At 69.8% G+C, this 22,492-nt stretch carries 22 protein-coding genes and 1 pseudogene; 19 read left to right on the top strand and 4 right to left on the bottom strand.

What is annotated here, in order from left to right; genetic code table 11:
• Positions 1-84: 84 nt before the first annotated feature.
• Genes C8E87_RS28215 through C8E87_RS28225 form a run of 3 tightly spaced genes read left to right on the top strand, consistent with a single transcriptional unit; the run spans position 85 to position 3,539 of the window.
• Positions 85-291, top strand: coding sequence for a heavy-metal-associated domain-containing protein (locus C8E87_RS28215; protein WP_133875880.1), 207 nt, complete (start codon positions 85-87; stop codon positions 289-291).
• 2 nt (positions 292-293) lie between these two features.
• The gene (locus tag C8E87_RS28220; protein WP_133875881.1) at positions 294-1,262 is read left to right on the top strand and encodes a DUF8832 domain-containing protein; all 969 of its coding nucleotides are present in this window, start codon (positions 294-296) and stop codon (positions 1,260-1,262) included.
• A gap of 12 nt (positions 1,263-1,274) precedes the next feature.
• A complete protein-coding gene (locus tag C8E87_RS28225) occupies positions 1,275-3,539 on the top strand; it encodes a heavy metal translocating P-type ATPase (RefSeq protein WP_133875882.1) in 2,265 nt (754 codons plus the stop codon).
• A gap of 272 nt (positions 3,540-3,811) precedes the next feature.
• Here C8E87_RS28225 and C8E87_RS28230 read toward each other — a convergent pair whose 3' ends face one another.
• The gene (locus tag C8E87_RS28230; protein WP_133875883.1) at positions 3,812-6,799 is read right to left on the bottom strand and encodes a S8 family peptidase; all 2,988 of its coding nucleotides are present in this window, start codon (positions 6,797-6,799) and stop codon (positions 3,812-3,814) included.
• Positions 6,800-6,921: 122 nt separating this feature from the next.
• Between C8E87_RS28230 and C8E87_RS28235 the strand changes: the two are divergent.
• The 11 genes and pseudogenes from C8E87_RS28235 to C8E87_RS28285 all read left to right on the top strand — a co-directional run.
• Positions 6,922-7,131 (top strand): annotated as a pseudogene (locus C8E87_RS28235) (hypothetical protein); the annotation flags it as partial.
• A gap of 182 nt (positions 7,132-7,313) precedes the next feature.
• Positions 7,314-8,762: a type III PLP-dependent enzyme domain-containing protein gene (locus C8E87_RS28240; protein WP_133875884.1), complete on the top strand. Its 1,449-nt coding sequence runs from the start codon at positions 7,314-7,316 to the stop codon at positions 8,760-8,762.
• Positions 8,759-10,078 carry a pyridoxal-phosphate dependent enzyme gene (locus tag C8E87_RS28245; protein WP_133875885.1) on the top strand — a complete coding sequence of 440 codons (1,320 nt, stop codon included), beginning with the start codon at positions 8,759-8,761 and terminating at the stop codon, positions 10,076-10,078. The genes C8E87_RS28240 and C8E87_RS28245 overlap by 4 nt, the downstream gene beginning before the upstream one ends.
• 1 nt (position 10,079) lies before the next feature.
• Positions 10,080-11,312, top strand: coding sequence for an aminotransferase class V-fold PLP-dependent enzyme (locus C8E87_RS28250; protein ID WP_133875886.1), 1,233 nt, complete (start codon positions 10,080-10,082; stop codon positions 11,310-11,312).
• 97 nt (positions 11,313-11,409) lie between these two features.
• Entirely contained in the window at positions 11,410-12,183 is a 774-nt protein-coding gene (locus C8E87_RS28255) for a class I SAM-dependent methyltransferase (protein ID WP_133875887.1), read from the top strand.
• A gap of 272 nt (positions 12,184-12,455) precedes the next feature.
• Positions 12,456-13,520, top strand: coding sequence for a hypothetical protein (locus tag C8E87_RS28260; protein ID WP_239080332.1), 1,065 nt, complete (start codon positions 12,456-12,458; stop codon positions 13,518-13,520).
• 218 nt (positions 13,521-13,738) lie between these two features.
• Positions 13,739-14,734: a metal ABC transporter substrate-binding protein gene (locus tag C8E87_RS28265; protein ID WP_133875888.1), complete on the top strand. Its 996-nt coding sequence runs from the start codon at positions 13,739-13,741 to the stop codon at positions 14,732-14,734.
• A gap of 1 nt (position 14,735) precedes the next feature.
• Positions 14,736-15,488: a metal ABC transporter ATP-binding protein gene (locus tag C8E87_RS28270; protein ID WP_133875889.1), complete on the top strand. Its 753-nt coding sequence runs from the start codon at positions 14,736-14,738 to the stop codon at positions 15,486-15,488.
• A complete protein-coding gene (locus C8E87_RS28275) occupies positions 15,485-16,369 on the top strand; it encodes a metal ABC transporter permease (protein ID WP_133875890.1) in 885 nt (294 codons plus the stop codon). The genes C8E87_RS28270 and C8E87_RS28275 overlap by 4 nt, the downstream gene beginning before the upstream one ends.
• The gene (locus C8E87_RS28280) at positions 16,353-17,189 is read left to right on the top strand and encodes a metal ABC transporter permease (protein ID WP_133875891.1); all 837 of its coding nucleotides are present in this window, start codon (positions 16,353-16,355) and stop codon (positions 17,187-17,189) included. The genes C8E87_RS28275 and C8E87_RS28280 overlap by 17 nt, the downstream gene beginning before the upstream one ends.
• A complete protein-coding gene (locus tag C8E87_RS28285) occupies positions 17,186-17,485 on the top strand; it encodes a metalloregulator ArsR/SmtB family transcription factor (protein ID WP_133875892.1) in 300 nt (99 codons plus the stop codon). The genes C8E87_RS28280 and C8E87_RS28285 overlap by 4 nt, the downstream gene beginning before the upstream one ends.
• Before the next feature lie 37 nt (positions 17,486-17,522).
• On the opposite strand, the gene C8E87_RS28290 is transcribed toward C8E87_RS28285, so the two are convergent.
• Together C8E87_RS28290 and C8E87_RS28295 are read right to left on the bottom strand one after the other, a co-directional pair.
• Positions 17,523-17,780 carry a type B 50S ribosomal protein L31 gene (locus C8E87_RS28290; protein ID WP_133875893.1) on the bottom strand — a complete coding sequence of 86 codons (258 nt, stop codon included), beginning with the start codon at positions 17,778-17,780 and terminating at the stop codon, positions 17,523-17,525.
• A 148-nt stretch (positions 17,781-17,928) separates the two neighbouring features.
• On the bottom strand, positions 17,929-19,161 hold the full coding sequence (locus tag C8E87_RS28295) for a CobW family GTP-binding protein (RefSeq protein WP_133875894.1): 1,233 nt from the start codon (positions 19,159-19,161) through the stop codon (positions 17,929-17,931).
• A 44-nt stretch (positions 19,162-19,205) separates the two neighbouring features.
• Between C8E87_RS28295 and rpmB the strand changes: the two genes are divergently transcribed.
• The 4 genes from rpmB to C8E87_RS28315 are packed head-to-tail and all read left to right on the top strand — an operon-like array spanning position 19,206 to position 20,288.
• Positions 19,206-19,442, top strand: coding sequence for a 50S ribosomal protein L28 (gene rpmB, locus C8E87_RS28300; RefSeq protein ID WP_133875895.1), 237 nt, complete (start codon positions 19,206-19,208; stop codon positions 19,440-19,442).
• A complete protein-coding gene (gene rpmG / locus C8E87_RS28305; RefSeq protein ID WP_133875896.1) occupies positions 19,442-19,609 on the top strand; it encodes a 50S ribosomal protein L33 in 168 nt (55 codons plus the stop codon). Before rpmB ends, rpmG begins: the two co-directional genes overlap by 1 nt.
• A complete protein-coding gene (gene rpsN / locus C8E87_RS28310; protein ID WP_133875897.1) occupies positions 19,609-19,914 on the top strand; it encodes a 30S ribosomal protein S14 in 306 nt (101 codons plus the stop codon). Before rpmG ends, rpsN begins: the two co-directional genes overlap by 1 nt.
• Positions 19,915-19,958: 44 nt before the next feature.
• A complete protein-coding gene (locus tag C8E87_RS28315) occupies positions 19,959-20,288 on the top strand; it encodes an ArsR/SmtB family transcription factor (protein ID WP_133875898.1) in 330 nt (109 codons plus the stop codon).
• A gap of 221 nt (positions 20,289-20,509) precedes the next feature.
• Here the strand turns inward: C8E87_RS28315 and C8E87_RS28320 are convergent, their stop codons facing one another.
• On the bottom strand, positions 20,510-21,352 hold the full coding sequence (locus C8E87_RS28320) for a helix-turn-helix transcriptional regulator (protein WP_133875899.1): 843 nt from the start codon (positions 21,350-21,352) through the stop codon (positions 20,510-20,512).
• Between the two features lie 485 nt (positions 21,353-21,837).
• Between C8E87_RS28320 and C8E87_RS28325 the strand changes: the two genes are divergently transcribed.
• Entirely contained in the window at positions 21,838-22,482 is a 645-nt protein-coding gene (locus C8E87_RS28325) for a class I SAM-dependent methyltransferase (RefSeq protein ID WP_203720722.1), read from the top strand.
• The last annotated feature ends 10 nt before the right edge of the window (positions 22,483-22,492 follow it).

The following is a 22,492-nucleotide window of genomic DNA, read 5'->3' on the forward strand; positions in this document are numbered from 1 at the left end:
CCTTGATACCCTAGGGGGGTATGGGTATGGTTGTCGGTGGGTGGCGACGTCCCGTCGCTCACGTCCAACGGCAAGGAGATCGTGATGGCTACCCAGACCTACACCGTGACAGGCATGACCTGCTCGCACTGCGTCAACTCCGTCAGCGCCGAAGTCGGCGCGATCCCCGGTGTCACCGACGTTCAGGTCGACCTTGCCTCCGGCACGGTCACCGTCACCAGTGACCGGCCCGTCGAGGAGACCGCGGTGGCCGCGGCCGTCGACGAGGCCGGCTACGAACTCGCGAGGTAGTCATGAACACCGTCATCAAGCTGGGCGGTTTCGGGGTCGGGCTGGCGGCTGTGTTCACGGCCGCCCTCGGCCTCGGCAGCCTTTTCCCGGCATCCGCACCGGCCACCCCGGCCGCCCACGGTGGCGGCCACACCGGCACACCACCCGAGCAGAACACCCCGGCGGCGGGGCTGCCGGCCGGCCTGCAGATCAGCCAGGACGGCTACCGGCTCACCCCACTCACCGGCAGCCTGTCGACGGGTGCACCGCAGCCGTTCCGGTTCCGGATCACCGGCCCGGACTCCCGGCCGGTCACCGCCTACACGACCAGCCACGACAAGGACCTGCACCTGATCGTGGTCCGCCGGGACCTGTCCGGCTTCCAGCACGTTCACCCCGAACTCGGTAGCGACGGCGCCTGGTCCATCCCGCTGGCGGTGCCCGCGGCCGGGCAGTACCGGGTCTTCGCCGACTTCCAGCCCGCCGGCCACGACGGTCTCACCCTCGGCGCCGACGTTCCCGCTCCCGGCGACTATCAGCCCACTCCGCTTCCGGCGCCCGCCCGGACCGCGACGGTCGACGGTTACACGGTCACCCTCACCGGCGACCTGACACCTGGCGCCTCGTCCAGGGTGACACTGTCGGTGAGCAAGGGCGGCAAGCCGGTCACCGACCTGCAGCCCTACCTCGGCGCGTACGGTCATCTGGTGGCGCTGCGCGACGGTGATCTGGCCTACCTGCATGTGCACCCCGACGGTGAACCAGGCGACGGCCGCACCACGGCCGGCCCCGAGGTTGCCTTCCACGCCGAGGTGCCGTCCGCCGGCGCCTACCGGCTCTACCTGGACTTCCAGCACGCCGGAAAGGTCCGCACTGCCGAGTTCACGGCCGTCGCTGGAGGCGTCACCGGTGTGCCGAGCCTCCCGCCGACGGCCGCCTCCGCCACGCCGAGCCCGTCCGGGCACGGCGCCGACGGCCACACCCACGACTAGGAGGAGAGAGTCATGGCAACCGCCGCCGGGTCGCTGCCCGTGGCCCCGAACCGGATCGAGCTGGCGATCGGCGGGATGACCTGCGCCTCCTGTGCCGCGCGGATCGAGAAGAAGCTCAACCGCATGGACGGCGTGGTCGCGACCGTCAACTACGCCACCGAGAAGGCCAGCGTCGCCTACCCCGACGGTGTGAGCGCCGAGGACCTGATCGCCACCGTCGAGAAGACCGGCTACACCGCCAAACTGCCGCCACCACCGCAACCGCCCGGCGACGACCCGGCCGAGCAGACGCAGCCGGTCGACGAGTTGCACGCGCTGCGGACCCGGCTGTTCGCCTCGATCGTGCTCAGCGTGCCGGTGGTGCTGCTGGCGATGGTGCCGGCCTGGCAGTTCACCTACTGGCAGTGGCTGTCGCTGACCCTGGCCGCGCCGGTCGTGGTCTGGGGCGGGCTGCCGTTCCACAAGGCGGCCTGGACCAACCTGCGCCACGGCGCCGCGACCATGGACACCCTCATCTCCATGGGCACGATCGCGGCGTTCGGCTGGTCGCTGTGGGCGCTGTTCTTCGGCACCGCCGGCACCCCAGGGATGACGCACCCGTTCAGCCTCGACATCGGCACCACCGACGGTGCGGGCGCCATCTATCTGGAAGCCGCTGCCGGGGTCACCACGTTCATCCTCGCCGGCCGCTATTTCGAGGCCCGTTCCAAGCGCCGTGCCGGGGCCGCCATGCGGGCCCTGCTGGAGCTCGGCGCCAAGGACGTCGCGGTGCTGCGCGACGGCATCGAACGGCGGATCCCGGTCGCCGACCTGGCGGTGGGGGATCGGTTCGTGGTCCGGCCAGGGGAGAAGATCGCCACCGACGGTGTCATCGAGGACGGCACGTCGGCCGTGGACGCGAGCATGCTGACAGGTGAGTCCGTGCCGGTCGAGGTCGCTCCGGGCGATGCGGTGGTCGGCGCGACCGTCAACGCTGGTGGCCGGCTGATCGTGCGTGCCACCCGGATCGGTGCCGACACGCAGCTCGCGCAGATGGCGAAGCTGGTCGAGCAGGCCCAGAGCGGTAAGGCCGCCGTCCAGCGGCTCGCCGACCGGATCTCCGGCGTGTTCGTGCCGATCGTGATCGCCCTCGCTGTAGCCACGCTCGGCTGGTGGGTGGGCACCGGTTCCGGCTGGACGGCCGCGTTCACCGCTGCCGTCGCCGTGCTGATCATCGCCTGCCCCTGTGCGCTCGGCCTCGCGACACCGACGGCGCTGCTGGTCGGCACCGGCCGCGGCGCGCAGCTCGGGATCCTGATCAAAGGCCCCGAGGTGCTCGAGTCGACCCGGGCCGTGGACACCGTCGTGCTCGACAAGACCGGCACCGTGACCACCGGCCGGATGAGCCTGGTCGACGTGGTTCCCGCCGAGGGCGTCGACCGTGACGAGTTGTTGCGGCTGGCCGGGGCGGTCGAGGCCGCCTCGGAGCACCCGATCGCCCAGGCGATCGCCGCCGCTGCCGCCGACAGCGCGCCGCTGCCACAGGTGACCGGGTTCGCCAGCACCGAAGGCCTGGGCGTCACCGGCACCGTCGACGACCACACCGTGCACGTCGGCCGCCCGGCGCTGCTGAGCCAGGCCGGACTGAGCCTTCCGGCCGACGTGGAGCAGGCTGTCTCCGTCGCGAATGCCGCGGGGCAGACCGCGGTGGTCGCCGGTTGGGACGGTCAAGCCCGCGGCGTGCTGGCCGTGGCCGACACGGTCAAGCCGACCAGCCGCGACGCCGTCGCCCAGTTGCGTGCGCTAGGACTGTCGCCGGTGCTGCTTACCGGGGACAACGAGGCCGTCGCGCGGTCCGTGGCCGGGCAGGTCGGCATTTCCGAGGTGATCGCCGGGGTGCTGCCGGCCGGCAAGGTCGACGTGGTGAAACAGCTGCAGGAGCAGGGCAAGGTGGTGGCGATGGTCGGTGACGGTGTCAACGACGCCGCCGCCCTGGCCCAGGCGGACCTGGGGCTGGCCATGGGCACCGGCACGGACGCCGCGATTGAGGCCTCCGACCTGACCTTGGTCCGCGGTGACCTGATGGCCGCCGCCGACGCGATCCGCCTGTCCCGGCGCACCCTGCGCATCATCAAGAGCAACCTGTTCTGGGCCTTCGCCTACAACGTGGCCGCCCTGCCGCTGGCCGCGGCGGGCCTGCTCAATCCGATGATTGCCGGCGCGGCGATGGCGTTCAGCTCGGTGTTCGTCGTCGCCAACAGTCTGCGGCTGCGACGTTTCACCAGCATCACGAAGTAGCCGTACGGCAGTGCCGCCTGCATCCTGGCCAAGGACGGGTGCAGGCGGCACTGTGTGATGCCCGGACACGAAGCGCGGTCAGTTGAGGGAACCGACAAGCACACACTGCGCCGACGGACCGACCGGCGCACACCATGCCGGACACACGGTTGCCGCCGCGCATCACCACGGCGTTGCAGCGACCGGGCAGCACGCTGTGGCGCGGAAGCCACTCGCCGTGCACTCTTGGTGCGGCGCGGGGACACGGCACGCTGCTGTGCCCCCGCGCCGTCTCAGGCGGTGACCGCCATGACCGTCTGGCCTATCCCCGTTGTGCCGTCGCCGTAAGCGACCAGGCCCAGATATCTGGCGCCCGCCGTCAGGCCGGTCCACGCCGCCGTCACTGTGACCGGCTGACCCCGGGTGACCGTCTGGACCGGCGGGGTCGCCGTCAGATTGCCGGCCGGGGTGTCGCCGACGATCCACGAGTGGTGCTTCACATCCAGCTCACTGGTCCCGGGCGCGGCGGCGAACAGAACCACGTAGATGTCGTACGTACCCGGGGCCAGCGTCAGCCGTTCCTCGGCCGTAGCCCCCGCGCTCGAGCCCACCAGGGTCGTGGTGCCGGCCCGGTAGGCGAACAGGTCGAGGTCGGTGCCGTCCGGATGGTCGGCGTCGAAGGTCGCCGACCGGGCCAGACGGGTGCCGGCCGGCACGGTGAGCGTCACCTTGGCGACCGCCGGGCCGGCCGCCGGGGCGCCGGTGTCGAAGTCCGGCTCCGTGCCGACCAGGTGCAGGCTGTTCACCGTGGACGGCACCAGACCGGCCGGGGTGGCGGTCAGTGTGCCGGAGAATCCAGGGGTGACGCGCAGCGCGGCCGACCCGCTGACCCCGCTGCCGGCGACCTCGCGCGGCGCGGCGAGCGCCACTGGCCGGATCGCGATCGGGCTGCGTACGTCGGACGAGATGAGCCCGTTTGCCCCGGCCTTGTTGACCCACGTCAGCGCGCCGAACGTCCACTGCCCGATCGCCGCGTCGGTGCGGGTCACGGTCACCTTGAACGAGGTGGACTTGCCGGGCAGGATCACGAAGCGCTTCGGCGTGACCGTCACCGTGGTGCCGGCCGGCGCCTGGATCTTCGCCTCGTAGACGCCGGGCAGCTTGCTGACGTTCTTCACCGTACGGGTGACGGTCTGCTGACCGGCCAGGTCACCGACGGCGATCGACGGATAGTTCAGGTTGCTCGGGTCGGCCGAGCCGTACTCGTCGCACGCCGCACCGGTGGCGCCGCTGCCGCACGCGAAGCGGATCCACTCGGGATAGGTGGAGTCGTACACCAGGCCCGGCCGGTACGCGGGTCCGGGCCGCACATGTCCGGCGCCGAAGTCCAGCGGTGTCGCGGCGGCGCCGGCCCGCTGGATCGGCTGACCGGAGTTGTCGGTCTGACCGGCCGTGGTCATCATGGCCGACTTGACCCACATCGGCGACCAGCCGGGGTTCTCGCTGATCATCAGGGCTGCCAGCCCGGCGATGTGCGGGCTCGACATCGACGTGCCGGAGTAGGCGTCCCACGTTCGGCCGAGGTTGCCCGGAGGCGCCACCGGCGCCACGACGTCCACGCCGGGCGCCGTGATGTCCGGCTTGAGCAGGTCACCGTTGCCGGCCAGGGCCGGGCCCCGGGACGAGAAGGCTGCCATCTCCGGCGCCCGGACCTTGACCTGGGTGCCGGCCGACAGGGTGGCTGTGGCGCCCGCGGTCGCCGCGTATGCCTTGACCGCCAGGCCGGCCGCGCTGTTGACGTGGATACTCGGCACAAAGTGGTAGTCGGCGTTGAGCGAGTTGTCGGGGTTGTTGTAGAGGATCATCCCGACTCCACCGGCCTGCTTGACGGCAAGGCTCTTGTCCGTACGGGCGTTGCCGCCGCGAAGGCAGAGCACAACCTTGCCGGTCACCTTGGCCGGGTCGAGCCGGCCGGAGTAGCAGAGCTGCACCTCGGACGCCGGGGCATCGGACAGGCCGGCCTGCACCGAGTCGATCAAGGGCGCCGACGGGACGGCGGTGCCCTGACCGACGCCCTGGTAGGTGGTGCCGTTGCCGAGGGTCACCGACTTCTCGTAGCCGCGGTCGTGTGTGCTGGCGGCGACGGTGGTGATCCAGGGCGAGTTGTGCGCGACCGTGCTCGCGCCGGGGCCGCTGTTGCCGGCCGAGGCGGCCACGAAGACGCCGGCGTTGGCCGCGTTGAGGAAGGCCAGCTCGACGGGGTCGACGAACGAAGAGGTGGATCCGGAGATCGAGTAGTTGATGACGTCGACGCCGTCGGCGACCGCGGCGTTGATCGCGGCGACCAGGTCGACGGTGCTGCCGCTACTGCCGCCTCCCTGGTCCCACAGAGCTTTGTAGACGGCGAGCCGGGCGGCCGGCGCCATGCCTGACGCCTTGCCTACGACGCGGCTGTCGATGGTCGCGTCCACGTTGTGGCCGCCGACTGCGGTGCCCGCAGTGTGCGAGCCGTGCCCGTTGAAGTCGCGCGGTGACCGGAACTCGCCCGGATTGGTCTCGTCGAGCGTGCCCTCGGTGAAGTAGCGGGCGCCGATCAGCTTGTTGTTGCAGGTGACGTTGCGGGCCGGGTCGGTCTCCTCACCGCGCTGACACACGCCGCGCCACTTCGCGTCGATGACGCGCTGGTCCGGCCGGGGGTTCGGTAGCGCGGCGAATGCCGGGTTCTCCGGCCAGATGCCCGAGTCGATCACGCCGACGATCACGCCGAGGCCGGCCTTGGCCGAGCCGCCGAACTCGCGCTGCCACACACCGCCCCGGCCGGTCAGCCCGAGCATCTCCGGCGTGGAGATGGTGTCGGCCTTGTGGACGGTGTTCTTCGAGACCGCGAGCACGCCGGGGCTGCGGCGCAGGGTGTCGGCCTCGGCGGCGGACATCCGGGCCGCGTAGCCGCTGAACGCGACGTCGTACTCGTAGAGGGTCTCGGCGGCCGAGATCCCGGCCCGGCGCTGCGTTCGTTGCCGTTCGGACTTCAGATGGGTCCGGTAGGCCTTGGCGGCGCTGCTGCCCAAGTCGATCTTCTTGCCGGGCGCCGGCCGTGTCGCCGGGATGCCCGATACCCCGCCGACGTAGGTGGCCACGGGCGGCGCGGCCAGTTGCACTATGTAGAGGCTGGAAGCCGGGGCCGGCGCCCCACGGGCTACGCCGGCGTCGGCGGCCACCAAGACCGCCGACATGGCGACGGCCAAGGCGATCCGGACGGGTCGTTTCGATGACACGGGCATCCTCCGATGCTCGATCGAACGCTCACAATGGCCAGAGCCTATTGACAAACGTCGACCTGTTGGAAGATCTCGCGACGGTCCTAATGCGGGAGGATGAGGGAACGTTGGCCAAGAATCTGCGCACCTTGACCGGAACGGTGTCGGCTGGAGTCGAGCACCAGTGCCTGCTACTCGATGGATACCTGCTTGTCGGAGGTGACCGCTCGGTCATCCGGGCCGGCGCGCGCCTCACCGTGACTGGCGAGGTCGTGCCCGACCTCATCACAAATTGCCAGCAAGGCACGCCGTTAATGGTGATTTCCGTTCGCCCCGCCTTTGATATCAACAATTGACCATATAGGCAATGTTGCATAGGGTAGCCATCAAATTACTTAACGCTCATGATCCTCTTGGTGTGGGAGGTCTCATCGATTACGTTTGAGGCACCGGCGTAGTCAGCGTGGTCTCCGATCGGGGGCGCTGCCGTCGCGTATCTCGTCGTCGGCGCATCCGCAACCTCGAGGACGGGAGAGCCATGGCGTCCTACCTGGAAGCGCGGGTCGAGGGCGACCTGCGGGCACTTCTGCAGCAACACGATCTGCTCCGCACGCTGGTCGATGCGTTCGGATCGCCGCTCAACCTGGTGCTACCGGATCAGCTCGTCGGCAACGTCGAGGCTTTCCGGGCGGTCCATCGCGATCATCGGTTGGCCGGGCAGATCTTCTTCGCGCACAAAGCCAACCGATCGAGCGCACTGGTGCGCGAACTCGCGGCCACCGACGCCGGCATCGACGTCGCGTCGCTCGGCGAGCTGCAGCACGCGTTGGGCGCCGGATTCGCCGGCCACCGCATCATGGCCACTGGTCCGAAGAGCCGGGATTTCCTCTGGCTGGCGGCCCGGGTCGGCGCTGTCGTCAACGCTGACTCGACGGCCGAGCTGACCGAGCTGGCCGGCCTGGTCGCGGCGCACGGGCTTCCCCCGGTCCGGGTGATGGCCCGGCTTTCCGGGTTCTCCCCGGCCGGGGTCAACGTCCTCGTCCGCGCCAGCCGATTCGGCATCCCCGCCGACGATCTCGGTCCGCTGTGGGAAGTCCTCGAGAAGTACCGCGACGAGCTCGATCTGCACGGCTTCGCTTACCACCTCGACACCGTCGGACTTCCCGAAAAGATCGCCGCGCTCGAGGGCTGCCTCCGTGTCCTCGACGAGGCGCTCGAGCGTGGGCTGAACCCGGTCGCAGTCGACATCGGCGGCGGATTCGGCGTCAACTATCTGGCTCACGGCGCGCAGTGGGAACAGTGGACAACCGAGCTGACCAGCGCGGTCCTCGGGCGAACCCCTCCACTGACCTGGAACGGTCACGGCTACGGCCTGCGCAACGAGAACGGCAAGGTTCGCGGCGTGCTCGGTCTCTATCCCGCCTACCGGCCGCTGACCGGTGCGGCTTATCTCGACCGGTTGCTGGCGAGTGAATCGCCGTCGCTGCGCCGTCCGCTGGGCTCGCTGCTGCTGGAGAGCATGGGGGAGCTCTACACCGAGCCGGGCCGGGCGTTGCTCGACCAGTGCGGCGTGGTCCTGACCAGGGTCGAGGAGGTTCGACCCGGCCCGGGCGGCGACCTGTTGATCCGGGTCGCGGCCAACGCGCGCGACATCAGCCTCGAGGAACACGGCGTGCTGCTCGACCCGGTGCTGGTGGGCGGCGATCGGCCCGGCGGCGACGGCCCGTACGGGGTTTATCTGCTCGGCAACCTCTGTCTCGAGTCCGACCTGATCACCCGGCGCAAAGTGTTTCTGCCGACCCTGCCGAGCCCCGGTGACCTGCTCGCGTTCCCCAACACGGCCGGCTACTTCATGGACTTCAGCGCCGGGCGGCCGCTGATGCAGCCCACCGCTCAGACCATCGCGGCCTACCGCGACGGCGGCTCCTGGCTGTGGTGCCTGGACGAGCAGTACTGGCCCGTCGACCGCCGAGAGGGGACAGCATGAAGTACGACAGCATCACCGAGGTCATCGGCGACACGCCGCTGGTGCGCATCGACCAAGCGGTGCACGGCCTGCGCCACATCGACCTGTACGCCAAGATGGAGCTGCTCAACCCGTTCGGGTCGCTCAAGGACCGGGCCGCGTGGAACATGGTGCGGCCGCATCTGGCGGGGGCCGCCGAGCGCGGCGACACTCTGGTCGAACTGTCCAGTGGCAACACCGCCAAAGCCCTTGCGTTGATCGCCGGCCTGCACGGGTTGCCGTTTCGCAGCGTGACCAACCGGATGAAGGTCCCGGAAATCAAGGACCTGCTGCTCCTGCTGGGCGCGGAGATCGACGAGCTGCCCGGCCGGGCCGAGTGCCTCGACCCCACCGACACCGACGACCCGCTGACCCGCATGTACCAGACCATTACGGCCGGCGGCGCGGGCTTCCTGCACACGGACCAGTACTTCAACGACCTCAACGTCGAGGCTCACGCCCGGGGGACCGGCCCGGAGATCGTCGCCGACCTGGGCGGCCTGGTGCCCGACTACTTCATCGCCTGCGTCGGCACCGCAGGCTCCTCCACCGGCGTCGCCCGCGCGCTGCGCGAGCACGACCCCACCGTTACCGTCGTCGGCCTGGTGGCGGAGAAGTCCGACTTCATTCCGGGGATCCGCAACATCGACGAGGTGCACGAGGTGGGACTGTTCGACCCGGAGGTCTATGACGCCATCGAGACGATCAGCGCCGACGACGCGATCGACGGGCTGCTGACCCTGGTGCGCCGCTGCGGCACCCTGGCCGGGCCGACCGGGGGCGGCGCCTATCAGGGCGCCGTGCGTCACCTGCGCCGTCTGGACGCGGAGCTCACCGAACGCCGTACGGCGGTGTTCATCGTCTGCGACCGTGTCGAGAGCTACATGAGTTACGTCCGGGAGCGCCGCCCGGAGCTGTTCCGGCAGCCGGCGCGGGGCAACAGCGTCGGCACGCTCACCGGTGACGAGCTGGCCGCCGCCAAGGTCGTCGGGGTCGCCGACGCCCAGGAGTGGATCGTCAAGGACGACCCGCTGATCGTCGATCTGCGTAGCGCGTTCGCCTACCGGGCCCGGCACCTGGAGGGATCGGTCAACATCGTCGACGAGCTGTTCGGCGAGATGCTGCAGGGCGGTCTGCCCTTCGGACGTGGCCGGCCGGTGTTGCTGGTCTGCCCGGTCGGGGAGAAATCGGCACGCTATGCGGCGCTGCTCACCAGGATGGGCCATCCCGATGCGCGCTCCCTCGACGGTGGCGTCATCGCTTGGCGGGACGCGGGCGCGGCTCTGGTACGCGACTGATATGAGCGTGCAGACGGTGGTCGCCCGATACAACCACGGTGCGGCCTTTCCCGACGAGTTGCGTTCCTGGCAGGCGGCGTTGCGCCGGCAATTCCCCATCATCGTCGCCAATCCCGGCCTCGCCTACCTGGACAGCGCGGCCACCGCGCAGAAGCCCCAGCCGGTGCTCGACGCGGCCTGGGCCTATCTGAACAGTGAGAACGCCAACGCGAGCCGGGGTAGCTACACCTGGGGTAACCGGACCACGGAGCGCATCGAGCGGGCCCGCATGCGGGTACGGGCATTTCTCGACGACCCCGACCCCAGCCGCTCGGGGGTGCATTTCGTCAGCGGTGCGACCGAAGGTCTGCGCACTGTCGCGCGGGATTGGCTGACCGGATACCTGCGCGACGGTGACGAGATCATCATCCCGTACGCCGATCACAGTGCGAACATGCTGCCCTGGCTGGAGGCCGTCCAATTACTGGACCGGCAAGGGATCCGGGTAATCGTGCACGAGATGCCGTACGACTCCGCCCAGGAGTACGACGTCGCGCGTCTGGCTCGGCTGGTCACCGACCGGACTCGTTTCATCGCCACGACCCAGGTGCATCATGTGTACGGCGGCGACATGAACGTGCACCGGCTGCGCCGGGTGGCCGGCCCCGGCGTGGTGATCTGCGTGGACGCCGCGCAAAGTGCGGGTCATCTGCCGATCTCCGTACGCGACCTCGACGCCGACTTCGTGGTTTTCTCCGGCCACAAGGCGATGGCGCTGCCAGGCACCGGCGTCGTGTGGGCCGCCAACCGCCAGGGTCCGGTCTTCACCCCGGGCGGCTGGGCCGGCACCCCGAACACCAGCGGCATCGTCAGCCTGGCGGCCGCGCTCGATTGGCTCGACGCGGCCGGCACGACCCGGATTGCCCGGTGGACCGTCGCCTTGGGCGCGCGGCTGACCGATGGGCTGCGCCGGCTGCCCTCCTACGAGGTGCTCGGCTGTCAGGACAGCCTGCCCGCCGCCTCGGCCGTTCAGCAGCGTCACGGAATTATCACCTTCCGTCATCATCGGATCGGTTCCAATGACCTGGGCTTTGTTCTTGCCGACGCCGGTTTCCTGGTCCGGGCGGACGATCACTGCCAGGGTGAGCGCGGTGAGAGAACCACATCGGTACGGGTCAGCCTGCATGTGTACAACACGGCGGAGGAGATCGACAGGCTCCTGAGCCTCCTCGCCGAGCTCGACACGCAAGCGTGAGAGCGACACGTTATCGAAAACGACTTCCGTTATAGTGGTACGCACGGTGACCGCGCTGGCGGCACTCTCCCGCCCGCCATTGATCCCGAGGCTGCCCATGACCTCCACGTCGCAGGAACAGTTCGCCCCGGTCTCACCTGCTCCCGCCCTGACCCGGTCCTGGCGCCAGTCGTGGGACGAGGTCATGGCCGGATGCCTGCCCGGTCTCGGCGGTTTCGAGGAGGCGCTGATCGCCGCGACCGAGACGGTTCGCGGCGGCGCGCCGACGCGGGTTCTCGACCTCGGCGGCGGGCCCGGCGTGATGGCCGAACGTCTGGCGGCCCGGTGGCCGGGAGCCGACGTGCGGCTGCTCGACCTCGACCCGGTGCTCCTGCTCCTGGCCGAGACCGCCGCCCCGGCCGGGGTCACCGTGCACCGCGCCGATCTGGCCTCGCCGCATTGGCCGGCCGCCGTCGTGGGCGCCGGGCCGGTCGATCTCGTGACGATCGTCATGACCATGCACTACCTGCCGGAGGAGCGGGCCGGCGAACTCTACCGGCAGGTCCGGGCGATACTGCGGCCCGGCGGTCTGATGGTCGTTGCGGACCTCATGCCCGACGGTGACCTCCCCTCCCTTGCGGGCTCTTCTCGTCCCGTCGCCGACGAGGCGGCGGCCGGCCTGGCCTGGACCAGGTGGTGGGAGGAGATCGAGCGCGAGCCCGCCCTCGTGCCGTGGCTCCGGCAGCGCGAAGCCCTGTTCGCCGATCGTGCGCCTGCGGAGTTCACTCCCGCCGAGACCTGGCACCGCCATGCGGCGCGCGCAGCCGGATTCCGAGAAGCCGGCGTTGTCTGGCGCAGCGGCGCTCATGCCGCCCTGTGCGCGATCGCCTGACTTCTTCCCTGCGGTCCGCGCGTTGGTTGATCATCTGAGGGTTCGGCGCGACGGTCCAGGTCGCAGCCCGGGACCGACAAACCCTTCGCTGAGCCGCTGCCCCCTGAGCGAGCCGCGGTCGATCTGATCGCGCTGAACAGGACGGTCGCATCGTTCACCTCCCTCGGGACGATTCGACTAACCTGCTGGAGTCGCGGGCATCGACAAGCTGGCGGCCGAGCTGCATCCGTGAGCAAACGCCGGCCGGGAAATGCGTTGAGGTGTGTTCCGACGTGAAGGCGCACAGACGGCAGATGGCCGGCCTCGGCGTGGCGCTGGTGGCGGGCGCGGCGCTGATCTGGGCGCCGTCGCCGGCGGAACCGGCGCCGCCGCCTCCCACTGCCGCGCAGGCCTGGCCGGACGCGCAGAAAGGGACGCTGCCGCCCGACTTGCCGGACGGGACGGCGTACGACCCCGGACTGTTCCTCGACATCCGGACGTCGGTCGGATCGGCCCCCACCCGGGACGGCAAGCACATACGCCTGGTGATCCGTGGCCCCGGCGAGGCTGTCCGGGAACTGCGGCGACTGCCATTGACCCAGAACCCCGCCTTCGTGAGCCCCAGCGTCGCCGGTGACATCCTGGTCTGGGCCGAAAGCACCCGGGCCGGGCTGCACTTGTGGACAGCCGACCTGCGCGCCGGCCGGCCGGCGCGGCTGCTGACCGGCGACATCGGTGATGCGCGGCTCTACCAGACCCAGTACGACCTGGTCATCTCCCCCGGGCGGGTCAACTGGGTGGCCGCGGCGCCCGAGGCCGGCACGGAGATCCGGTCCGTGGCGCTGACCGGCGGGCCGGTCGCGAAGCGGGTCGTGCCGGGCAACTGGGCGCTGACCGCCTGGCCTTGGATGGTCGACGGCTTGGCGGACATCTCCGGCGCGAGCCGGCTGCGCAGCCTCGTCACCGGCGAGGAACGGGCCGTGCCGATCACCCGTCTGAGTGAGACAGCGTGCACTCCGCTCTGGTGCCGGGCCGTCTCGCTGGACGACGACGGCTACCCGAAGATCGAGGTGGTCCGGACCGACGGTGGCGAGCGTCGGCTGGTCGCCCGGGAAACTGCCCGTACCGTCATCTCCGACGTTGCGGTTCTCGGCCGCTTCGAGGTCTTCGCACGCGTCACCCCGGCGTCGGAACTTACCGGGCGAGACGAACTGCTGGTCTACGACATCGAGACGAACCGGACCGTGCGGGTCAGTCCGGAGGCCGGCAATGTCCGGTACCGCAACGGCGTACTGGAATGGACGACTGGCAACGCGGAGTCCTTCCTGCGTCATGTCCTGGATCTGCGATCGATCTGACGAATGACCTCAATGGAAAGGTTTCCGTTGTGAGGTGATGCGGGTGCCCGCGCAGGGCTCTGTCATATACGGAATGGCTCCGAGCTGTCCTGCATATATGCACAACTGTTCATAACCGCAATTCTGGTGGCGCGATGCAAGGATTGTCATCTCGCAATTAGACGATTATTTGTGAAAACGATTATCGTTCTGCTCCTCAGTAACAGGGAGTGGAATCGATGAAACACCGGCAACGCATACTTTGGATCGCGGCCGCCGCGGCAACCGCCACAGTGCTGGCCGGCTGCGGCTCAGGCTCGGACGACAACGCCGGCCAGGCCGCCCCGGCGGCCTCCGGCGGCGCGGCCCTCGCTGTGGTCGCGACGACCCCCGAGGTGGCCGACTTCGTTCGCAACATCGGCGGATCCGACGTCGCCGTGACCCAGATCATCAAGCCGAACGTCGACCCGCACGACTACGAGCCGACCCCGGCCGACATCAAGGCGATCGGCGAGGCGAAAATCGTCGTCAAGAACGGTGTCGGCCTGGAGGAATGGCTGGACCGCACGATCGAATCCGCCGGCTTCAAGGGCGCCGTCGTCGACTCCAGCCAGGGGGTGACGCTGCGCGAGGGCGGTCACGAGGAGGGCGAGGAGCACGCGGAGGAGGAAGGCGAGGAGCACGCGGGGGAGGAGCACGACCCGCACATCTGGCACAACCCGCAAAACGTCAAGATCATGGTCGCCAACATCGAGAAGGGCCTGGCCGCGGCCGACCCCTCCCGGGCGGCGACGTTCGCCAAGAACCTCACCGCGTATGCCGCGCAGATCGACAAGCTCGACGCCGACAACGAGGCCGCGTACGCCGGACTGCCCCCGGCGGAACGCAAGCTGGTGACCAACCACGACGCGTTCGGCTACTACGTCGACCGGTACAAGCTGGAGTTCGTCGGCTCGGTCATCCCCAGCCTCGACACCTCGGCCGAGCTGTCGGCCAAGCAGCTCAGCGATCTCGTGGCCAAGATCAAGGCAACCGGCGCCAAGGCCATCTTCACCGAGAGCTCGCTGCCGCCGAAGAGCGCCGAGGCCATCGCCCAGCAGGCCGGAGTCAAGGTGATCGGCGGTGAGGACGCCCTCTACGGCGACAGCCTCGGCGCCCCGGGCACGCCGGAGGGCACCTATCTCGGCGCCGAACGGCACAACACCGAAGTCATCGTCTCGGCACTGGCCGGCTGACATGGCACCCGTCCTGCGGTACGCGGGGGTGAGCGTCGGGTATGACAGCGCGCCGGTGCTCACCCACGTCGATCTCGAGCTCGCCGCCGGCCAGCGCCTCGCGCTGGTCGGGCCGAACGGGGCCGGCAAATCCACGCTCATCAAGTCGGTGCTGGGCCTGGTGCCCGTGCTGGCCGGATCCGCCACCGTGCTCGGAGCCGACCCGGCCGCGGCGCGCGGCCGCGCCGGATATGTGCCGCAGACGGACACGCTGGACGCCGACTTCCCGGTCAGCGTCCGGCAGGTGGTGATGATGGGCCGCTACCGCGCCATCGGCTGGTGGCGGCCCGCTGGTACGGCCGACCGCCGGGCGGTGGCCGAGGCCCTGGACCGCGTCGGTCTGGCCGACCGGGCCGGGCACCGCTTCGGCACCCTGTCCGGCGGCCAGCGCCAGCGTGTGCTGCTGGCCCGGGCGATCGCCGCCGAGCCGCGGCTGCTGCTGCTCGACGAGCCGTTCAACGGCGTCGACGTGGTCAGCCAGGAGGCGATCACCCGGGTCCTGCGCGAGCTCAGCGACGGCGGGACCGCCCTGGTGCTCAGCACCCACGACCTGGGCGTCGCGCGGGATCTGGCCGACCAGGTCAGCCTGCTCAACGGCCGGCAGTGGGCCGTGGGAAAGCCGGCGGACACGCTCACCGCCGACAAGCTTCGAGCGGCCTACGGCGGCCACGCCGTCGACCTGCCCGACGGCCGGATGATTCTGGTCGAACCGTGATCGAGCCGTTCACCCTGCCGTTCATGGCCCGCGCCCTGGCCGAGATCGGGCTGCTGGCACTGGTCTGCGGCCCCGTCAGCGTGTTCGTCTTCGCCCGGCGGCTGTCGTTCGTCTCCGACGCGATCACCCACACGGTCTTTCCCGGCGTCGTGATCGGCTTCGTCGCCGGTGGCCTTCAGGGCCTGTTCGTCGGCGCCCTGGTCGCCGGTGTCGTCACGGCGGCGGTGCTGACCGTGATGACGCGGGGTGGCCGGGTTTCCGACGACGCGGCCACCGCGGTGGTGCTGACAGCCATGTTCTCCCTCGGCGTGGTGCTGGTGTCGCGGCGCACCTCGTACACCGCGGACCTGACGTCGTTCTTGTTCGGCCGTCTGCTCACCGTCACCCCGCGGCAGCTCGCCGAGACGGCCGTGCTCGCGGTGGTGGTCCTGGTCGCCCTGCTGATCGGCGCCCGGGCCCTGCTGTTCCGCACCTTCGACCCGGCTGGTGCGGCCGCGGCCGGGTTCCGGGTCGCCTGGCTCGACCTGTGGCTCAACATCGTCGTCGCGCTGGTCGTGGTGGCCGCGGTTCGCGCCGTCGGCACGATCCTCGTGGTCGCCCTGCTGATCGTCCCGGCCGCGGCGGCGCGGATGGTGACCGATCGGCTCGCGGTCATGGCGGTGATCGGCACGGTCCTGATCGGCTTCGCCGGCTACGCCGGGCTCCTGGCCAGCTGGACCGCGTCCCTGCACTACGGCGTGGCCCTCACCTCGGCCTCGTCGGTGGTGCTGCTGCTGGTCGCCGCCTATCTCCTGCTCATCCCCGTACGACTGTTGCGGGACCGGCGCCGTCCGGCGCCGCCCGCGACGGAGAGGAACTCCGCCCATGAGCTGGTGGGATGACGCGTTGCACCGCGCCACCGTCGAGGTGATCCTCGCCGCCGCGCTGGCCGGGCTTGTCGGGGTGCAGATCGTGCTGCGCCGCCTGTCGTTCTTCACCATGGCCCTCACCCACGCGACTTTCCCCGGGGTGGTGGCCGCCTCCATCATCGGCGTCAACATTTTCGTCGGTGGCGTCGTCGCGGGTGGGATCGTCGCGCTCGGCGTCGCGGCGCTGACCCGCCGGCGGGGTCAGGACGCGTCGGCGGCCACGGGGGTGCTGCTGTCGGCGGGCTTCGCGCTCGGGGCGGCGCTGGTGGCCACGCAGAGCGGTTTCAGCCGGGACCTGTCGTCGTTCCTGGTCGGGTCGATCCTCACGGTCGGCACGCAGGATCTCATCACGACCGCCGCGGTGCTCGTGGCCGTGGCGCTTGTGCTCGCCGTGGCGGCCCGGCCGTTGCAGCACATCGGTTTCGACCGGGCCGGGGCGCAGGCGGCCGGGACGCCGATCGGCCGGTGGGACGTCGTGCTGCTGCTGACCATCGAGGTGGTCGTGGTCACCATGGTGCCCGCCGTGGGCACGATTCTCGCCGTCTCGCTGATCGTCGCGCCGGCGGCCGCGGCGCGACTGTGGTCGGACCGGTTGCCGGTGATCACCGTGCTGGCGGTCCTCTTCGCTGTCGGCAGCGGGCTCTTCGGATTGTGGATCTCCACCCGGTGGAACGTCGCCGCGGGCGCGAGCATCTCGCTCACGGCTACGGCGGTGCTGGCGCTCTCGTGGCTGCCGGCCCGGCTCCGGGCGCTGCGGTACCGGCTCACCGTCGCGGCCGGAGCACCGGCATGAGCGCGGAACCGGTGATCAGCCCGAACGCGCTGGCCAAGGCGGTCGCGGCGTTGCGGGGCATGGCCTACGAGCATCGGCTGCACATCCTGATCCTGTTGCGTGCCGGGGAAGCCACCCCGTCGGCGTTGAGCGAGGCGGTCCCGGCGCACGCCACCGCGGTGTCGCATCACCTGCGCAATCTGATTCACGCCGGTCTGGTCCAGCGACGGCGCCGGGGCAGGCAGGTGTATTACTCGCTGCCGAACGAGTCGATCGGCCGGCTCGTCGACGAGGTGCTGACGTACGTCGCCGACTGAGGGTGCCGGGACACCCTTCGGGAGTCCCGGCTCAGCCTCACTTCGGGCCGAGGGCACGGGCGTACTTGGCGCGGAACTTCTCGACCCGCCCGGCGGTGTCGAGCAGCCGGGTGCGGCCGGTCCAGAACGGGTGGCTGGCCGCCGAGATCTCGACGTCGATCACCGGATACGTGTTGCCGTCCTCCCACTCGACCGTCTTGTCGCTGGTCGCGGTCGATCGAGTGAGGAACGCGTAGTCGGCGCTGCGGTCGCGGAAGACGACGTAGCCGTACGCCGGGTGAGTGTCTTTCTTCATCTCTGTTTCTCCTTTGTGGTGGCGAGCCGGAAGCACCGCGCGAGCGGATCGGGTGCTGCGGCCCGGAACTCGGCACCCTCGGCGAGCTCGCTGTCGGTGAGCAGGCAACCGGCAAGGATGCGGCGCAGGTGTGCCCGCTGAGGATTCGTCAGGACGTAGCGCGCTCTGTGACCGTGGGCTGGTCCGCGTCGCCATCGGCGGGGAGGAAATCGGCGAAGGGGTCGGGTAGTACGCGCCAGCTGTCCGTGCCGTCGGCGAGTTCGGCGTCGCTCAGCAGGCAGGCGCTCAGCGTCGCGGTCATGGCGTCGACGTCGAGGTCGAAGCCGACGAACGACAGCATGGTGTTGCGGTCGCCGTAATAGAGGTCCCAGGTGGCGTCGGCGGCGAGACGGCGCATGTCGGTCGCCTCGTCCCAGCGCTCGCGGGGCAGCGCGGCCAGCCAATGGCCGAGATTGCCGAGCAGCAGGCCACCGCCGGATGACTCCCAGGCGATCGCCGTGCCGGGCTGGGTGGCGATCCATAGTTGCCCGCGCCCGCGCAGCGCCTCGGCGGTCAGGTCGTCGAGGGCGTCGTGCAGCCGCTGCGGGTGAAACGGGCGTCGGCTCTGGAAGAGCATCGCGTTGACGCCGTGCTCGCCGGGCCGGTCGTGGATGCCGATCGGATAGCCCTCCAGCGCGCGGCCCATCATGCCGGGGACGGCCGGATCGTGACGCCCGGAGCGCAGCAGCCGCCCGGCGAGTCCCGTGCAGTCGACCTTGGGGCTGTCGCCGACGTGCACGTGCGCCGCCCACGGCGCCAGCCGGTGCAGGAGGGCGGCGAGCCGATCCCGCTCCAGCGCGTCGGCGCCGGGGGTGCTCCACACGACCAGCGTGTCGGCGAACTCGATCTGGCGGATCACGACGTCCGCAACACCGCGCTCGTCGTTGCCGGCGGCATGTAGGTCACGGTCGCGCAGGCTGTCGGTGCTGGTGAGATCGTCGATCACGGCGGTGGCCTCGACGACGGTGACATAGGAGTCGAACCGCACGGCCTCGGCGACGGCGAGACCGGCCGCGGCGACCGCTTCGGGCTCGACGGCGGGTGGCAGCGCCAGCACCAGGTCGCTGCCCGGGCGCTCCCGGCTCAGCCGCACGAGGGTGGGCAGGATGTCTTCCCGCAGGGTGCAGGACACGCAGCCGTGCACGAGATCGGTGCGGCCCTGCTCGAGAACCTCATCGGCGGTGCGCACGGTGCGGCGCACGACGCCGTCGCGGACACCGGTCAGGTCATGCGTGACGAGCACGAGCGAGGGGTCGGTGACCAGCAAGCTGCGGGCCACGGCGTCAGTGGCGGCGGCGGAGAATCCGGCAAGCACGGTCACGTGGGGACGGGAGTCGGTCATACCCCCATCTTGTTGGAAACGATTTTCATTGTAAAGTGAGCCGCATGTCTTTCGTCTGTGACGTCACCGGCAAACAGCCGGGCTTCGGCAACAACGTGTCCCACTCCCATCGGCGCACCCGACGCCGGTGGAACCCGAACGTGCAGCGGCGCCGCTACTTCCTGCCCTCGGAAAACCGGCACCTGCGGCTCAACGTCAGCACCACGGGCATCAAGATCATCGACCGGGACGGCATCGAGGCCGTCGTGGCCCGGCTGCGCGCTCGGGGAGTCAAGCTCTGATGGCCCGCTCGACCGACGTCCGCCCCGTCATCAAACTGCGCAGCACCGGCGGGACCGGCTACACGTACGTCACCCGCAAGAACCGCCGCAACAACCCCGACCGCCTGGTGCTGCGCAAATACGATCCGTTGCTGCGCCGGCACGTCGACTTCCGCGAGGAGCGCTGATGGCCCGCCGAGCCCTGATCGAACGGGAGAAGCGGCGCGCCTCACTCACCGCCCGCCACTTCGAGCGCCGCGCCGAGTTGAAACGCCTCATCGCCGCCCCCGCCACCTCGCCCGAGGAGCGAGCGGACGCCGTACGGCAGCTCGCGTCGCTGCCGCGCGACTCCAGCCCATCACGGCGGCGCAGCCGTGACATGGTCGACGGCCGGCCACGAGGGGCGCTCACCCGCTTCGGGCTCTCGCGCGTGCGGTTCCGCCAGATGGCACATGAGGGGCAGCTCCCCGGCATTCGCAAAGCGTCGTGGTGACGGAGCGCATTGCCGCGCTCGGGTGCCCGTGAAAGCATCTGCGCATGCGAGACGGTGCCATCGAGCGCTATGAGGCGGCCGGGGAGCTGTTCAAGGCGCTGTCGTCGCCGATCCGCCTGGCCATCGTCGACCTGCTCGCGGCCGAGCCTCGCTATGTGCACCAGCTGGTCGAGCTGACCGGCCTCACCCAGCCCCACGTGTCGCAGCATCTCCGCGTGCTCCGCATGGCCGGAGTGGTCCGCGGCGTGCGGCAGAGCCGCGAGATCGCCTACACCCTGCGCGACGACCACGTGGCCCACATCGTGCGGGACGCGCTCGCGCACGCCGGGGAGGGCTGGCGGCACGCGCCGGATCGTGACTCAGGCCCCACCTGACGCCTGACTCGCGATCCGGCGTACGCCGTCGGCAACGCTGCGCGGCGACCACCGCCCGCCGCAAACTGCTGCCGCGACGTTCCCGCGTCCCCCAACGGACCGCCGGGAGCTGTGAACAGCAGTTCCTCCGGACGGAGGACCTGTTCCAAAAGCCAAGAGGACGGACTGTCGATCCTGGTGCGGCGCCGTGTCAAGAAAACCGGAAGTGGGACACCCCGTTGTCAGCGCATCGATTGAGCGCCGATCACGGACAGCAGCTGCAACTTCTGGTGGCTTTCGGTGCCGGGAGTGGCGGTGTAGACGTGCAGTCGGTGAGCTTGACCCGGGTCGACCAGCGTCTGACAGTACAGTTCGAGGCGACCGATTTCAGGGTGCATGAACGTCTTGCCGTCCGGGGGCCGAAGGCCGACCTCGTGGCGTTCCCACAGCGTCCGGAATTCTTCGCTCTCGCCGAGAAGCCGGTCGGCGAGTCTGGCCGCCCGGGAACCCGGTCCGCGCATGGTGACGGCCTGCCGTGCGGAGGAGGCGAACAACCGGGACATGAAGGGTTGCTGTTCCGCGGCATACAGCTGCCGGGAGGCCGGGTCGGTGAACCACCGATACGCGATTGAGCGCGCTGGGCCGGTGTAACTGGTCGTTTCGCCCGTGAGCGCCACGCCGAGCGCGTTCTGCCGCAAGGTCTCTCCGAGTTCGGTGACGATCTCCGCCGGGGTGTCGCCGAGGCGATCGAGCACCCGTAACAGGCCAGGACTGATGTAGTCGCTCTCGCCGCCTCGTGGCGGTGGTTGGTGCCCGGCGAGCCGGAACAGATGGTCCCGCTCGTCCAGCGAGAGGTGCAGTCCCTGTGCGATCGAGGCGATCATCTGCCCCGAGGGCTTCGGCCCTCGCTCCCGTTCGAGTCGCGAATAGTAGTCGCTTGACATGTGGCAGAGCGCGGCCGCTTCCTCGCGGCGCAAGCCGTCGGTCCTGCGGCGCGGTCCCCGTGGTAGGCCGACGTCCTCCGGTTGCAGTGACTCCCGTCGGCGCCGGAGAAACTCCGCCAGACCGGCCCGATCAATCGTCATGCCGTTGCCCTTTCTCGGTGCTCCCCCATTTGTACCGGCGGGCCGGCCCGGGGAGCCACGGATTGCCGATCCCCCCTTGGCGATCCGAAAGTCCGCTGATACAGATTGTTTGCAGCTCCTAACCCTTTCGGCAGGCGATTCCGGCGTCAAGGGAGCTGAAAACGTTTTTGCCATGGGCTTTCGCCTCGCCCATCCCCATGCCGCACGGTCGTTGTACGCCGCGGCCGGTCCGGCCGCCCCGGATTGTCGATTGCCTGTTCCCGGCGCTGTCGCACGGTCTGTCCATCCTGGGATCAGCGAGCCCTGGATCTTGGTTATTCCGTACGCCAGCATCGTCGGTACCGCATCTGCGGACGACGGCCGGCGATCTCGATGAATGCCTCGGCAGCCATTTCCTGACCCCGTCGGCGAAGCCGTCATTCGGTACGGAAGATCTGCGCCGTCTCGTTGATGGGCGCCGCACAACAATCTCAAGAAGGTAGACCGTGTCGTTTCTTGTCGAATTCATGCGCAACCCCCTGACTGTGGGCGCCGTCCAAGCAAGCGGCTCGGCACTGGCAGAGGTGGCCACGGCGACGGTACCTGCGACGGGCTCTCCGGTCGTCCTGGAGCTCGGTCCCGGTACGGGCGCCTTCACCGCACCTGTTCAACGGCGCCTGGCGGGATCCGGTCGGCACATCGCGATCGAGCTCAACCCCCGGTTCGCCGCCAAGTTGGCCATGCTGCATCCGGCGGTGGATGTCGTGACCGGGAACGCCGCAGCCCTGCGCGGGGTGCTGGCACAGCGGGGCGTCGACTCCGTCGACGTGGTGATCAGCGGCCTGCCTTGGGCGGCTTTCGACCGGAAGCTGCAACAGGATGTCTTGTCAGAGGTTGTCGCCGTCATGCATCCGGCCGGGGTCTTCACCACGTTCGCCTACGTTCACGCCCGCTGGGCGCCGCCGGCTCGGCGGCTGTTGCGCTCTCTTCAGGATCGTTTCGAGGAAGTTGTCGTCAGCCGGACGGTCTGGAAGAACCTGCCGCCGGCATTGGTCTACTTCTGCCGTCGGCCTGTCCCGGTGACCACTGAAGAGAGGCGCGACTCCGCGGTTGCGGCGTCAGGTTCCGCCGACGGCCAGACCTTCCACTGAGCGACACCGA

Source organism: Paractinoplanes brasiliensis, from assembly GCF_004362215.1.
Classification (GTDB): Bacteria; Actinomycetota; Actinomycetes; order Mycobacteriales; family Micromonosporaceae; genus Actinoplanes; species Actinoplanes brasiliensis.